The 15,061-nt window shown below is 33.9% G+C and carries 11 protein-coding genes, 1 tRNA gene and 1 riboswitch; of the genes, 4 read left to right on the plus strand and 8 right to left on the minus strand.

The window, feature by feature from the left end; translation table 11 throughout:
• Positions 1-124: 124 nt before the first annotated feature.
• Entirely contained in the window at positions 125-979 is an 855-nt protein-coding gene (locus HMPREF3230_RS01485) for a fructosamine kinase family protein (protein WP_075523220.1), read from the plus strand.
• 119 nt (positions 980-1,098) lie between these two features.
• On the plus strand, positions 1,099-2,937 hold the full coding sequence (locus HMPREF3230_RS01490) for a type 1 periplasmic-binding domain-containing protein (RefSeq protein ID WP_075523221.1): 1,839 nt from the start codon (positions 1,099-1,101) through the stop codon (positions 2,935-2,937).
• Positions 2,938-3,111: 174 nt separating this feature from the next.
• On the opposite strand, the gene HMPREF3230_RS01495 is transcribed toward HMPREF3230_RS01490, so the two are convergent.
• Positions 3,112-4,926 carry an AMP-dependent synthetase/ligase gene (locus HMPREF3230_RS01495; protein ID WP_075523222.1) on the minus strand — a complete coding sequence of 605 codons (1,815 nt, stop codon included), beginning with the start codon at positions 4,924-4,926 and terminating at the stop codon, positions 3,112-3,114.
• A 207-nt stretch (positions 4,927-5,133) separates the two neighbouring features.
• Positions 5,134-5,209, minus strand: a tRNA-Asn gene (locus tag HMPREF3230_RS01500).
• A 641-nt stretch (positions 5,210-5,850) separates the two neighbouring features.
• On the opposite strand from HMPREF3230_RS01500, the gene HMPREF3230_RS01505 reads away from it, so the two are divergent.
• Both HMPREF3230_RS01505 and HMPREF3230_RS01510 read left to right on the plus strand, forming a co-directional pair.
• On the plus strand, positions 5,851-6,273 hold the full coding sequence (locus tag HMPREF3230_RS01505; protein ID WP_075523282.1) for a M23 family metallopeptidase: 423 nt from the start codon (positions 5,851-5,853) through the stop codon (positions 6,271-6,273).
• 146 nt (positions 6,274-6,419) lie between these two features.
• A complete protein-coding gene (locus HMPREF3230_RS01510) occupies positions 6,420-7,331 on the plus strand; it encodes an EGFR-like transmembrane domain-containing protein (RefSeq protein ID WP_075523223.1) in 912 nt (303 codons plus the stop codon).
• A gap of 85 nt (positions 7,332-7,416) precedes the next feature.
• On the opposite strand, the gene HMPREF3230_RS01515 is transcribed toward HMPREF3230_RS01510, so the two are convergent.
• From HMPREF3230_RS01515 to hemW, 6 genes are all read right to left on the minus strand, one after another.
• A complete protein-coding gene (locus tag HMPREF3230_RS01515; RefSeq protein ID WP_082266229.1) occupies positions 7,417-8,796 on the minus strand; it encodes an amino acid permease in 1,380 nt (459 codons plus the stop codon).
• 142 nt (positions 8,797-8,938) lie between these two features.
• A riboswitch (Lysine riboswitch) is annotated at positions 8,939-9,128 on the minus strand.
• Between the two features lie 103 nt (positions 9,129-9,231).
• Entirely contained in the window at positions 9,232-9,867 is a 636-nt protein-coding gene (locus tag HMPREF3230_RS01520; RefSeq protein ID WP_075523224.1) for an ABC transporter ATP-binding protein, read from the minus strand.
• A gap of 97 nt (positions 9,868-9,964) precedes the next feature.
• A complete protein-coding gene (locus tag HMPREF3230_RS01525; RefSeq protein WP_075523225.1) occupies positions 9,965-11,329 on the minus strand; it encodes an ABC transporter permease in 1,365 nt (454 codons plus the stop codon).
• A gap of 43 nt (positions 11,330-11,372) precedes the next feature.
• Positions 11,373-12,743 (minus strand): ABC transporter permease, encoded by a 1,371-nt coding sequence (locus HMPREF3230_RS01530; protein WP_075523226.1) that lies wholly within the window; start codon positions 12,741-12,743, stop codon positions 11,373-11,375.
• A gap of 403 nt (positions 12,744-13,146) precedes the next feature.
• Entirely contained in the window at positions 13,147-13,602 is a 456-nt protein-coding gene (locus HMPREF3230_RS01535; RefSeq protein ID WP_075523227.1) for a tripartite tricarboxylate transporter TctB family protein, read from the minus strand.
• 93 nt (positions 13,603-13,695) lie between these two features.
• Positions 13,696-15,024 (minus strand): radical SAM family heme chaperone HemW, encoded by a 1,329-nt coding sequence (gene hemW, locus HMPREF3230_RS01540; protein ID WP_075523284.1) that lies wholly within the window; start codon positions 15,022-15,024, stop codon positions 13,696-13,698.
• Between the last annotated feature and the right edge of the window lie 37 nt (positions 15,025-15,061).

The following is a 15,061-nucleotide window of genomic DNA, read 5'->3' on the forward strand; positions in this document are numbered from 1 at the left end:
CAGTAATAAACAGTAATAAACAGTAATAAACAATTAAAATATTAGAATTACAAACAATTAGAAGTAGAATGTAATTCTAAGAAATAAGTATTAAAACATAAAACTTAAAAATTAGAAGGTTGCTATGAACAACAATGTATATAGAAAAAGCAGATCATACGCACCGAAGCGATTCTTTGAGTGCGAAGGCAAAGGATTAGAGTGGCTGAATGAAGCTCACAGCCATGGAGGTCCTAAAGTTGCAAAAGTATACGATTGGGGTTCAGACTACCTAAACATCGAGCGAATCGAAATATCTAGACCTACTGCTTTATCTGCATACAAATTTGGAGCTTCTTTAGCTCATATGCACGATTATGGAGCTAAATTTTTTGGAGAACCTCCAGCTAATTACGATGGAACATGCTATTTTGGACCTCTTTGCGATCCTGTAAAAATGGACACAGGATCTTGGGATAACGTGATTGATTATTTAGCAGATGGAAGACTGCGTCCAATGGTAAAGCTTGCAATTGAAAGAGGAGCATTAACTAAAGACGACTTAGATCTCACTAATCGCGTTATAGATGCACTTCCAGATCTGCTTGGTAAAACTAGCGAAGATAAACCTGCACGCGTTCACGGAGATTTATGGAGTGGAAACGTGCTATGGACTAAAAGTAATGAAGACGATTTAGATATAAACAGCAAATTAAACGCTCAAGACACAAACACAGATTCTGTTGAAGCAGTTCTTATTGACCCTGCAGCGCATGGAGGGCATAGAGAAGAAGATTTATCTATGTTACAACTGTTCGGAATTAGTTATTTCAAACAAATCTTAGATGGATATCAATCTGTACATCCTCTTAAAGCTGGCTTTGAAAAGAGAACTACAATATGGCAATTGTATCCTATTGCTGGCCATTGCGTATTCTTTTCAGGTGGTTACGTTTCAGAATATCGAGATATGTGCATGAGTTTACTTCGCAATGCTTAATTCGATAAATATTCTTATGACACGCCACGAAAGTAATTAAACATACAAGCAATACGTATAAAATAGCATAAGTTAAAAATACTTGTTTTATTCTTTAAACTAATGGAAGGCATTACAGTATGATTCGCTTGCGTAAACCATTACATCGTATAGTTGCAATGCTTGTAACTATAGTTATGCTTTTTATGACAACTGGATGCAATACATCTACACAACAAAGTAATACAAAAGCAAATAATTCATCGGCAGCAAGCGGAAATGTAGTTATTTTTACTCCATCAGACGGTATTTCATTAACTAGAAATACTCCTTTAAGTACTTGGGACTCATTAGTTCCAGAAATCGTAAAATCACTAAAATCACACGGCTTTAACGAATCAAAAATTGAATTACATTCTTCATCAAGTTTGCACGAACAAAGTCAATCAATCCAAGATTATGTAGTAAATAAAATTGAAAAGAAAAAAGAGAAAAGTATTGAAGATAATTCAAATAATAAAAAAATAAAAAATAAAAATAAAGATAATAAAGATAATAAAGATAATAAAGATTCGCAAACTACTATTATTGTTGCTCCTTTCACTAACAAGAACGGCAATAACAACTACGGAGATTACGCTACACAACCAGAAGATGAATCATACTTAAATTCTAAAATTGAAGAAAAAACAAAACAGAAATCCAATAAAAAACCCCAAAATGTAAAAAATTCAAAAGATTCTAAAGACTCTCAAGACTCTAAGAATAACGAAAATTACGAAGAATCAAATGATAAAAAATTAGATTATGAAGCAGAAAACAGAATATCAACATCGTTGAAATTAGCTCAAAAATCAGGTATTCACGTAATAGTTTTATCTCGAATGATCAAAAATTTTGAGCCAGATGCATTAGTTAATTTTTCTACAGCTGAAAGAATTGGAGAAGCTCAAGCTAAAGCATTAGTTGAAAAATTAGCTTTATATAGAGCAACAAGCAATAATCCAAAATCTATTGAAGTTCTTTTACCATGCAATCAAAATCATTTCTCTTCAAAAAATGAAAACAGCGAAAATAGCGAAAATACTAAAAGCAGCGAAGATGAAAAAGACACTAAAAACAACAAAGACTCAAACGATGAGTACAATACAGATGAATTTGCTCACCATGCTTTTATAGGAATTTGGAGAATATTACAACCATATTTTTCAGAAGGCACATTAGTTTCACCATCCGGAAAGCTTAACGCAAAAGTGACAGATCAAGATTGGTCCAACGTTGCTTTTTACGCGAATAACGCAGACTCTGTTAAAAAAGAATTATCGAAAAGATTAGTTAAACACGAAGGAATTTTAGAAGACAAATATGTCCATATTGATGGAATTATTGCATTAGACGATAATACTGCTTCAAAAACAGAAAAGACATTAACTGATTTTGGATATAAAGGAAGTGCAGCAGATATTAACCCTTCAATAACTATTAAAGACGTTATTGGAAATATTATTGGCAATATTATTGGAAAACGCAATCTAAATAAACAACCTGTTCCTCAACCACAAATAAAAAGTAACAAAAATAATAAAAATGATTCAAATAATAAAAATGATTTAGACACTGACACTAACAGCAAGAACAATAACAGTGACGAATCAAATAAAAATGATAATTCAACATTTAAATGGCCTATAATAACTGGATATGGAGCATATAAATATGCTCTACCAAATATAGTAAATGGAAAGCAATGGATTACAACTATCGAGCATAAGCAAGAAGCTGCTTTCGATATTGCAAAAGCGTGCAAAGAATTAAATCAAACAGGTAAATTAGAAATAAATAAACGAATGTCAACTATTGTAATAAACAATAAGCAAATAGCACTTTATACAGAAAATATTCTTGCTGTAAGTGCAACAAATCTAAAAGCAAGACTTATTGATCCAGGATACGTAAGTCTTGCAGATGCTGGATTATAAGCATTGATTATTAAAAAGCACTTACTTAAAGATTAGTGAGAGCCAAGTAGCGCTTATCGATTAACTATTATCAATAAGCGATCAGCGATTAGCTATAATCAAGTAGTAATTAACTACCATCGAACTCGCAAGTCAGCAAACTAGCGAACTCGCAAAGCTTAATCTACTAGCTAATCACTTGCTCTTGCGTGGAGCGTAAATCACTTGCTCAATCAAGTCTTTATAGTGTTCAACTACTGCTTTTCTTCTAGCTTTCATACTTGGAGTAATAAGCCCATTCTTTTGAGTAAATTCTTCTGCAACAATTTCAAAGCGCCTAATTGATTCAGCACGAGAAACCATAGTGTTCGCTTTCAAAACAGCTCTCTCAACTTCGCAACGAACAATAGAATTCCTAGATGCTTCAGCAAGAGAGGCAACAGGCAAAGCACCTTTTTGTTTCAACCATGAATTTACTTCTGCTAAATCTAGAGAAATAATAGCTGCAACAAAAGGCTTTCTATCACCTATAACTACGCATTGAGATATAACAGGAGAAGTCATAATAGACGCTTCTAAAGGACCAGGAGATAAATTCTTTCCACCTGCTGTGATAATAAGATCTTTCTTACGACCAGTGATTCTCACAAAACCATCACTATCCAAAGAAGCAAAATCGCCTGTATGCAACCATCCATTCACAATCTGCTTTTCAGTAATCTCAGGATGATTGTGATACCCTTTGCAAACAGCAGGGCTTTTAATACATAACTCGCCTTCATCGTCAATTGCGACCGTTACGCCTTTAACAGGCAAGCCAACAGTACCAATGCGATACCCAACTGTAGGGTTCACCATAGAAGGAGCGCATGTTTCAGTCATACCATATCCTTCTAGCAAAGGAAGACCTACACCATTAAAGAAATGCGCTATTGATAAATCGAGTGGAGCTCCACCAGAAACAGCGTATTCAACTGATCCTCCAAAAACTTGCAAAATTGACTTGTACACTAGCTTTTTGAAAATAGAATGGCTTAATGCTAATACCGGAGAAATAAGCGATGTAGATTGTTGAGCTTTAGACCATTGAATAGCTACAGAAGCAGCACGAGCGAAAATGAATCCTTTTATACCTCTACCAGCTTTTTGTGAAGCAGCGTTATAAATTTTTTCAAAAATACGAGGTACACCCAATATGAATGTCGGTTTAAATGTTTTGAAATCAGAAAGAATTGTTTTCAAATTACTTGTTAATCCAAGCGTCACATTTCCTGCAAAACAGAAAAATTGCATGAATCTAGCAAAAACATGAGCTAAAGGCAAAAACAGTAGCAATCTTGCATCTTTTTTCATAGCAATATCTGGCATAGAAATTACTCCAGATTTAGCTATAAAAACAAAATTACTATGAGATAACTCTATTCCTTTAGGTTCTCCAGTAGAGCCTGAAGTATATACGATTGTTGCTAAATCATCACCAACAATCGCACTCTCACGCTCATAAAATTCAGCATCAGTAACAGCTTTACCATATTCTATGCAAGCATCAAGCGCATCACGAGAAATAACGTATACATCTTTTACACTTGGGACTTGATCTTTAATATTCAAAACTTTTTCTTGCATCTCTGGCGATTCTACGAATACTGAACATACGTTAGAATCTTTAAAAATCGTCATCATTTGAGCTTGTGAATTCGTTTCATAAACTGGTACAGTCAAAGCACCAATAGACATAATTGCTAAATCTAGAACAGTCCATTGCCAAGAAGTATGTGCAATAATCGACACAGAATCACCAGGCATAATCCCGCGAGCAATTAAACCTTTTGCAACGCAAACAACTTTGTTTCTAAATTCTTTTGCACTAAAAGATTGCCATTTACCTGACTCATCAATATATTCAACTAATGGATCATCAGGATGACGTTCAACACGATCTTCAAGAATAGAAAATATATTAGCATCATATTCAATGTGCTCATTAAGCGGACGAGAATATTCTTGCATAACGCTCCCTTTAGATCGTGAATCATTTCACTTTTAGTAGATTGCACTAACATTCTATACAAAACTAAGTATCTTGGCTTATAGCTTAAGTATCCTACATTTTTGGGAAATAACTCGAAATAACGCTACACTTTTGAAGTAATGCAATAAGCATGTGTAGACGCAAAAATTCATATAATAAAAAACCACCGCGCAAACGGTGGTTAATGGCTCCTGCGGCTGGGCTTGAACCAGCGACCATTCGATTAACAGTCGAACGCTCTGCCAACTGAGCTACGCAGGAATATCCTTTGTGTTTAGCTGTGTGCTGTGCACAAGACATTTATATTACACGGATTTTTTTGATATGCAAATTTTCTTAGTTTTGGCGTGTCGCGTTTCGTCAACTTTCACTAACCTCCGCCAATAAACTTACTTCATCAACCTCCGCCAATAACTGTCAACATCCACAAATAACCATCAACATACACAAACCTCTGACCACAATAGCTAGATTTGTTTCCATTTTTGTAAATCTTGATTCATAATCATATAAATTTCTATTTATTATCTGCTTTATATGAACTTGAATATTAAAGGTTGGTGTCAATGTTGAATAAAAGTTACATTAGAGAGAATTATTTAAATTGTTTAAAAAAGATTTTGGGAATACGTTTACAAACTTATACGCAAAAATCTCATCTCAATCATAAGAATCGTAAGTTTATATGCACAATATCAATTTCAATAATTTTGTTGATTTGGCTAATTGCTTTAATAATTTGCTATTTTAACATGAACAACTTGATTATTTTAGACTCAAACAATTACAACAGAGAAACTTTTATATCACACAATACTTGCAATAAAATTACTAACGCAAATTACAAGCAAATATTTGTAAACGATAAGAAACCATTCATAAACGGCATATGTGAAGCAAGTATGAACTGGCCAGTTAAACAAGTCGAAGTATTGCGTCCTTTTTACTCGCCAGTTAAGCCCTGGATGCCTGGACACAGAGGAGTTGATTTAGAAGCATTAGAAGGAACTGAGATTTTCGCACCAGCAGATGGAATTGTAAGTTTTTCTGGAAAAGTAGCAAATAAAAAAGTTGTAAGCATTAAGCACGGGTACATTACTTCAACTTTTGAACCTGCGACAACAGATATGCATGTAGGAGAATCTGTAAAACTAGGACAATTCATTGGTTATGTGTCTATCGGATCTGATCATTGCGATAATTCATGCGTTCAATGGGGACTTAAAATAAGTCGTAATATTTACGAAGATCCTGAGATTAAAGCATCTATGAGAAGAATAGTATGGAAAAGCTTAGAATCGAAAGATAAACAAGATATTTCGTAAGCTCTCTATACGATTCCTAACAAAAGTTAATATCCGAAAAAATTTATAAAGCATATACAAACATAAATACTATGTCGTAAAATATTCTTAATGCGTTATTTGCTACACATGTTCGAATAACACGATTAACAAGTAGAGGAATACATATGGCAACAAAAGTTTCACTTGGAGCATCCGCAAAGAAAAGACAACTTATAAAATTTATAGTTGGAATAGTTGTGCTTGCAATTGCGATTTCATCTTTAGGTGCATTTTGGTACATAAGACAATCATCAAGAGTAAAAGAAGCACGTCGCCAATGTGAAGAACAAGTAGCGCAAGTTTCAAAAGCTCGTAAATCCTATGAAAAGCTTGTAAATAATCAACTTTTAATAAACTTATCTCATCAAGATAATGATGACAGTAAAAAACTATCTGAAATGCTTGAAGAAAAATCTCCTAGTATAGTTGCGTGCAATGCGAATTCGATTGAAGATTTAGGTTCTCGCAACGCTGAAGCTTTAGCAGCATTGCAATGGTATTCAAATAAGTCAACAGATATACGCGCTCTAGCTGTGTCTTTAGTTAAAGAGATGAACGATAAACAAGATCAAAATAAAGATAATAGCCAAGAAGAACAAAAGAAAGAAGATTCCAACAAGAGCAATAAGCAGGATTCAAAGAAACCTGATAAGCAAACAAAAACCAATAAAAATAAACCAAATAAGCGCAAAACAAAACAAGAAGAACAAAAATCTAAAACAAAACAAACACATAAACAAGAAAATAAAGGTAAAAACACTAAAAAAGATAAAACAGACAAATCCAATCAGCAAGGCGATAAAAAAGATAAAAAGAAAGACGGAGAAGATCCAGACAAGAAGGACGGAGAAAAGCCAGCTGGTCCAAAGAAGAACATAGAAAATCCAGACAAGAAGAACGGCGAAAAGCCAGCTGGTCCAAAGAAGAACATAGAAAATCCAGACAAGAAGAACGGCGAAAAGCCAGCTGGTCCAAAGAAGAACGTAGAAAAGCCAGCTGATCCACCAGCTCCACCGACTGATCAAAAGAAAAACTAACTAAGTGAAGCATGCTACGCTAAAAGATAATATGTTTGATGCCTTGCAACGTAAGTCGCAAGGCATCAAACATATATAAATCAAATCACTTATTTTTAAGATTTACTTCTTTAAGAGGAATTACTTTAGTATGATTCTTAATTTTATATGCTAAATAAAACACAATGAATAAAGGAACAGACATATAAGTAATTCCAATTCCTTGCCAATTAAGCTTACTAAATGATTCTAAATCTTGCCCTACTATAACAAGCACGCATAATAAGAACGCAATAATCGGACCAAACGGATACCATTTTGCTTTATATTTAAGGCTATCTAATGAATTACCTTGAGCTAAATAAGCTTTGCGGAACCTATAATGAGATGCAGCTATACCAGCCCAAGCAATAAAACCTGTTAATCCACTTGCTGCTACTAAGAATAAGTAAATATTGGATTCAAAAATACTCATAAAGAATGTAACCAATGCAACTGCAAATGTTAAAAGCAAAGCTGGAATTGGAACTCCATGTAAATTAACTTTTCCAAATATCTTAGGAGCATGTCCTTCTTTAGATAACGCATATAACATTCTAGTAGACGCATACATTCCAGAATTGGCTGCAGAAATTACAGAAGTTAAAACAACAGCATTCATAACTGTTGCAGCAAGACTCATACCAGCTCTTTCAAAAACAGTAGTAAACGGGCTCATAGCTATATCTTTTACGTCTGAGCCAAGCAAACTAGGGCTAGTATAAGGAATAATGCACGCAATAATGAAAATAGCAAGAATATAAAATAGCAATATACGCCAAAATACTTGTTTAACAGCTTTTGGAATACTCTTCTCTGGAGTAGCTGATTCACCAGCTGTAATACCAATAAGCTCAGTTCCTTGGAATGAGAATCCAGCTATAGCAAATGCGCTTAACACAGCAGGAACACCTCCTACAAAAGGCGCATCCTTATACGTGAAATTAGTCAAAAAAGGCGCTTTATTATTAAAAATGCCTACGATTGTTAGCATTCCAACAACAATAAAGAATATAACTGCAATGACTTTAATAATTGAAAGCCAATATTCAGTTTCACCAAAAGAGCTTACAGTAAGAACATTTATTAAAAATATTATTAACAAAACTGCTAACGAAAATACCCATAACGGCACATTATGAAACCAATATCTTAACACTATTGCTGCTGTACTAACATCTACAGCAACAGTAATCGCCCAATTAAACCAATAATTCCAACCCATAGCAAAACCTAAAGCTGGATCAATAAACTTTCCAGAATATGATGCAAAAGATCCACTAATCGGCATAAAAGTAGCTAATTCTCCAAGCGAAGTCATAAGAAAATAAACCATAATGCCAATTGCGCCATAAGCTAACAACGCACCACCTGGACCAGACATATGAATAGTAGCACCGCTAGCAACAAACAAGCCTGTGCCAATACTTCCACCAAGCGCAATCATAGAAATATGGCGAGTTTTAAGACTGCGCTTTACTTCACCACTTACAATATGAGAATCATTTATTCCATGGATTTGTGACGAGTTTGAACTGTGTTCCACGTTTCCTCCTTTATAACTCTCAGAGGTAAACAAGCACAGCATGCATGTCGATAGCTCTCCGCAGCAATACGCCGAATATACTGCGACAGTATTTGACTTATTAAATCAAATCCCAACTTACGAATAAGAAAGCATTATCGTAAATTTCGGCATTCTCCCCTTTCACCAATAATCTTCGCAACTTTCAAGCTCATATTGGATACTTTTGTCGAATGCAACCTCTGGTCGATGTGTTTATTATTAGCACAACTGAAGACAAAACATGCAATTTAATGAAGCTTAGTCTAATATTTATAAAATATTAGACTAAAGAATCAAAGAACAAACTCTATAAAATCATTTTAAAATAAGCCTCTTCTTTTTAAGAACTAATTTTACATCCGCAGCAGATGCAACTTCAGATGAATGCGTAACAACAATTACGCACTTTCCACGTTTATGAGCAGCATCACGAAGCAAAGAAATAACTTCACAAGTCGTATCAGGATCTAAGCTTCCTGTAGGCTCATCAGCTAAAATAACTGGAGAAGAAGAAACAAGCGCACGAGCAATTGCAACACGTTGCTGTTGACCACCTGAAAGTTGCGTAATATTACGAGTCGACTCTTGTTTACTCAGACCTAACTCATATAAAACATCGATTTTCGCTTTAGGATCTACAAGTCTTAAATTTTCTAGCGGAGTTAAATAATCAATAAGATTAAAACTTTGAAAAACTAAAGAAACATGCTTTCTTCTATGGTTAGCATATCCAGTACTTGCAATATCTTCACCGTTGAAAAGAACACTACCTTTACTAGGAGAATCTAAACCAGCTAACAAAGATAATATTGTTGACTTTCCAGAACCAGATGGTCCTGTTATGCTATACATCTTACTTGATTCAAATACAGCATTAACTTCGCGAAGAACAGCTATATTTGCAGGACCATAAGAATATTCAACATTATTCAACTCTAATAAATTTTTCATAATCACTCCTTTTATCGCAATAATTCATTATTAAAATTTTTATGCAAAAATAAATTAAATTAAAATATTTTCATAAATTTTGTCTATATACCTACTTTTAACTCATAGAACTTAAAACAGAGCGAGGCTTAGAAACAAATAATGGAATCAACGCAAGCAGCAACGCAAGGATCGCCATAATGAATCCTAAAAGCAACGCAAATACAGTTTGACTAAACGGCAATATTGGAATATGCAATGACGAAATAGAAGAATCTGAAATACTCGAAAGCATCACATGCCCTATTGAGCGTGAAGAAAACGCACCAAATACAAGAGATAAGCATGCTGAAACTAAAGAAATAATAATAATTTCAAAAATCATTTGAGCAGCTATAGAAACTTTATGAATGCCAAGAGCTACAAATACTCCTATTTCATGAACGCGAGAGCGCACAAAGAAAACAAGCACCAATATTAAAATCAATATTCCAACTAATCCGAGAATCACAAAAATCATAGTTACCATTGATTTAACTGATTTTACAGATTGCAATACAGCACTAAAACGAGATGAATTATCTTCAACATCAAATTTTCCTTTTGATATTTTTCTTGCTTCAATAAGAGCATTATGCAATAAATCATCACTACTCATAACGCATCTAACAGAATTTATAGATCTAGTTGAGCTAAGAGTAAAAGCTGTTTCAATATCTGTAAAAATTTTATTCTCCGAAATATCATATGGCATAATTCCTTTAGTTTGCGTTTTGCCAGAAAATATGCCAACTACCGATACTTTCACATTCCGATTACCTTGATTAAGAGTAATTTCAGAACCTATTTGAAGATTATTCTTATCAGCAAAAGCTTTATGCACGATTGCACTATGAGAACTTTGAGAATCAATATGCTTTCCAGCTTCAAGATTATACAAACCTTCTTGGAATCCAGACGCTAGCTTAGAAGATGTTGTTCCAATAACACCTTCATATGATTTTAATTTATCATTATCTAATCTAAGTCCAGAAGAAACCGTTACAAGTTTCATTCCACGAGCATAAGCAAGAGTTTCAGACTCATAAGAGCTTGTTTTCACGCCTTTTATTGATGAAAACATTTTAGCTTTCTCTAAACTAATTCCAAATTGAGAATTATTTACAGAGCTACTAACTTTATTAGTTTCACTAGAATTACTTGAATCAGAATTACTTGAATCAGAGCCAACCGCTTCTAAATCAGCAACTTCAGATTTATTTACATTACTATCTGAATTACTTTTAGAATAAACGTTGAAACCTAATCCAATATTATTATTTATATTTTCTTGAACGCATTCGATAGCAGCAATCACACCTGCTTGAGAAACTAAAGAAGTCAATACTAAAGTAATAATCAACATTAACATAGCGCTTCTTCTAGGCTTCCTTACAACAGAAATCCAAGACCTATGTAACACAGTTTTTATTGGTTGATACATTTCATTCCTTGAAAAATACACAGTTTTATAAAATTTATAAAAACTATTTTTGCATTCCCAACAACTCTTTAGGAGTTTTCTTTAATATTGGCAAACTTGATATAAATACTGCAATTACGACTACGAAAACAATAATTAAAGATGTAATTACAATACAATTCAAGTCAACACTAACAATAAGTTTATCTATTGTTCTTGTTGCCATACTTGACTCAAGATTTCCACCAGCTTGACCCATATTACTCAATTCACTAGCAGAAGAACTGTTGACAGAATTTAATGCAGAGCTTCCCATCCATTTGGAAACAAACAATGACATGCAATATCCAACTATGATTGAGAAAATTGATATAAAAAGAATCTCACTAATATATTGGAAAATAATCGAAATTTTCTTTACTCCAATAGAAATTAGCACTCCCATTTCTTTGCGTCTTTCATTAAGATACAAAAGCAAAACCAATCCTAAAGCAATAATTGCGAAGACGATAACAGCTATAGTCGTAACGTTCATCATAGAACGAACACCTTTAGCAGCAGATATTAGACCAGAAACAAATTGATCATTCCTAGTTAATTGATATGATTGCAAATCAATATTCAAATAAGACGCCTTTTTTATAATTTGATTTGCATCATAACCATGTTTAACAAAGAAAATTGCATCCTGATATATTTCTTTTTGAGGCTCATACTTATAAAGCTCTCTAGTGGTTTTCAAATCAGTGTAAATAGTATTCGCAGTAAGTTCCGCTCTTGTTGCAACACTTCGATTATTTGCGCCACCAAATATACCAACAATAGTAGTTGTGACACTTTCTTTAGATTGATTAACATTATCTGCATCATACGGATTAGCTTTTAAAATAAGCTTATCGCCTATGCGTAAATTATTTAATTTAGCTAAATCCTCATGAATAAATGAAGTATGAGAATCATTTGAATTTATATGCCTTCCTTTAACTAAAGAAATCGTTTTAGTCACAAAAGCATTTAGAGAAGCAGAATCATTTGTTCCTTCTAAATTAACAGCATTACCGAATTGTTTTTCGCGCTTTGAATCATAATCCTTGACTCCTTTAATACGCGCAGCTTTAGCATCAACTAAATCAGCAGTAACATTTTGGCGAACTACATACGAGGAAATTCCGGAAATTTTAGAAATTTTAGCTACGTCTTCAGGCTTTACTGTGCCAGCTCCCCTAGGAGTTCCAGTATTAAATTGAGGATTATTAGAAAGAACAAAACTAGACGAAGATTGACTTTCTACTTTTTCACTTTCTCTAAGAGATGCAAAACTAACAGCTTGAGAAGATAATAATAGCGTTGAGATTAAAGTAAGAATAGCAAAAATTATCAAACTCTTAATGCGCTTTCTTGCAATATATCGAATTGCGCGAGAAATAAATGTCATAAAATGCCTTTCTCCACTGAAATACATTACACGGAATATTTTTATAATTTATTTACATACTTTCTATTATTTATATCATTATTCACTTATTAAAGTAAAACTTTTACTTTAATATATCGAAAAAGACTAACATATATAACCTTAAGAAATCATTTGAATAAACTGTTTATTTACTCGGAATATATATGAAATTTTTTGAGAACGTACTATTACAACAAAGAAATATCAATACATTATAACAAATTGCCACGTTGTAGATTTTGTTCCCCAACACAAGAGTTTGTCCTGCAACTCTATTTTTGTGCATATAGTGCGAGCGCAAAAAATAAAGCTTAATAATATCGAGAAATATTATTAAGCAATATTATTAAGCAATACTTGTTATTTTGATAACTCAAAATAATTAAAGCGCTGTGCCATGATCATCCAGACGAGGATTTCCTTTAGCATTACCAATTGTAAAGAACAAGCCAAAAACTCCAATAGTAAACAATACCGATACTGTAATAACAAGTGAAATAGGCTGATTCTTAAACCACATAAGCACAAAGAATGCGAAAGCAGAAATCAAAATCACAGCCCATGAGAACACGCTTATAACTTTACGAACAGCATTGAAAGTTTCATCACCGCAGTTAGCACGGCGAACTGCGCGCGTAAATTTCTCTTCTTCAGCTGTAACATTTGATGTAGGCTTCCATTCTCCATTTTTATATGATGAAAGTCTTCTAGAACGATCTTGAAGAATATACTCGTCAAGCATTCCACCACGACCGCGCCCTTTAGTTTGATCATATTGAGATGGGATTCCTTTGCGACTTTGCTTATCCCTAGCACGACGTTCTTTCCTGTTCGCCATGATCTATTTCCTTTCTACGCTCGTTTCATGCAATATAACAATATAGTATCGCATACAAGAGCCATGCTTGGAACTTCTTCTAAAGAATTAGATTTAGCGTGTTGCTTTACCATCTTCGCAAGCATCAACAATTTTTTCTATTAAAAGATCATTAAGCAATCTGCCTTTTCTTGTAGCTACAAGACATCCTTCATTCAAATTTGCTAAACCTTCTTCGACTACTTCACAAATAGCCATTTTCAAATACGAATCATCAAAATTATTATTATTTCTATTACAGCTATTACGCATTTTCTTTTTAAGATTTTCTATATCAAGACCATATCTAATCCTGAGCCCAAGCATAACTTCTTCAATCAAAGCATCTTCTTCGTTTATACACTCATAGTTTTGCCATGGAACATTTCCAGAGTTAATCGCATGAGCCCAATGTTTTGGATGTAAAATGTCCCATGATCGAAGATTATAATTTTTATTCAAATCCGCTTTCAAAGCATTTGAATCCATACTTTGTTTTGAGAGCATTGAAACTTTGTTATAATGCGAGTGAGCTCCAGGACCAATACCTGCCCAATCAATATTCTTCCAATAACCTAGATTGTGTATAGATTCAAATCCTGAACGCGCCCAATTAGAAATTTCATACCATGAAAATCCTGAAGATGAAAACAGTTCATCTGCTATCTCGTATTTTTGAGCTTCATCATCATCATTTGGAGCTTCAATAATACCTTTAGAAATCTGGCGACCCATTTTAGTATGTGGCTCAACAGTTAGGGCATAAGCTGAAATATGATTAACACCCAAACTTAAAGCCATTTCTACTGACTTTTTCCAATCAAACAAACTCTCACCAGGAGCGCCATAAATAAGATCAACACTGGAACGCAAACCACAATCTCTAGCAGCATTTACTCCACGAGCGACATTTTCTGGAGTATGCGTACGGTCAAGAGTTTTTAGAACATGTGGCACTGCAGATTGCATTCCAAACGATATTCTTGTAAAACCACCATCTTTAAGCTCTGAAATATATGCTTCATCTACAGTATCTGGATTTGCTTCAGTAGTAATTTCAGCATTTTTAGATATACCCCAAAGATTCTTCACTTCTTTAAAAATTCGCACTAAATCACGCGCTTTAAGAACAGTAGGAGTTCCACCTCCAAAGAAAACAGATTGCACTTCAGGCTCACAAATTCCATGAAATTCTTGCCATTTACGTACAAGATTCATTTCGCGAATCGCAATATCCGCATATCCTTCCCTGCTAGCGCCTTCACCCATATCGCTCGCAGTATATGTATTAAAATCGCAATATCCGCAGCGTCTTAAGCAAAAAGGAACGTGAATATATACTTCAAACGGCGTATGCATATTCAATAATTGGAGCGAATCTGCTTTAATTTTGCAATTACTCATATCGCAACTATTCGCATCTTTACTTACTTCAGATTCC

It is taken from the genome of Gardnerella vaginalis (assembly GCF_001563665.1).
Classification (GTDB): Bacteria; Actinomycetota; Actinomycetes; order Actinomycetales; family Bifidobacteriaceae; genus Bifidobacterium; species Bifidobacterium vaginale_A.

Bases quoted from the DNA above. Each gene is read 5' to 3' on its own strand.
- HMPREF3230_RS01535 (WP_075523227.1), bottom strand. From the start codon at position 13,602: ATGGCGAACAGGAAAGAACGTCGTGCTAGGGATAAGCAAAGTCGCAAA.
- HMPREF3230_RS01525 (WP_075523225.1), bottom strand. From the start codon at position 11,329: ATGTATCAACCAATAAAAACTGTGTTACATAGGTCTTGGATTTCTGTT.
- HMPREF3230_RS01495 (WP_075523222.1), bottom strand. From the start codon at position 4,926: ATGCAAGAATATTCTCGTCCGCTTAATGAGCACATTGAATATGATGCT.
- HMPREF3230_RS01530 (WP_075523226.1), bottom strand. From the start codon at position 12,743: ATGACATTTATTTCTCGCGCAATTCGATATATTGCAAGAAAGCGCATT.
- HMPREF3230_RS01505 (WP_075523282.1), top strand. From the start codon at position 5,851: ATGAACTGGCCAGTTAAACAAGTCGAAGTATTGCGTCCTTTTTACTCG.
- HMPREF3230_RS01490 (WP_075523221.1), top strand. From the start codon at position 1,099: ATGATTCGCTTGCGTAAACCATTACATCGTATAGTTGCAATGCTTGTA.
- HMPREF3230_RS01515 (WP_082266229.1), bottom strand. From the start codon at position 8,796: ATGATTGCGCTTGGTGGAAGTATTGGCACAGGCTTGTTTGTTGCTAGC.
- hemW (WP_075523284.1), bottom strand. From the start codon at position 15,024: ATGAGTAATTGCAAAATTAAAGCAGATTCGCTCCAATTATTGAATATG.
- HMPREF3230_RS01485 (WP_075523220.1), top strand. From the start codon at position 125: ATGAACAACAATGTATATAGAAAAAGCAGATCATACGCACCGAAGCGA.
- HMPREF3230_RS01510 (WP_075523223.1), top strand. From the start codon at position 6,420: ATGGCAACAAAAGTTTCACTTGGAGCATCCGCAAAGAAAAGACAACTT.
- HMPREF3230_RS01520 (WP_075523224.1), bottom strand. From the start codon at position 9,867: ATGAAAAATTTATTAGAGTTGAATAATGTTGAATATTCTTATGGTCCT.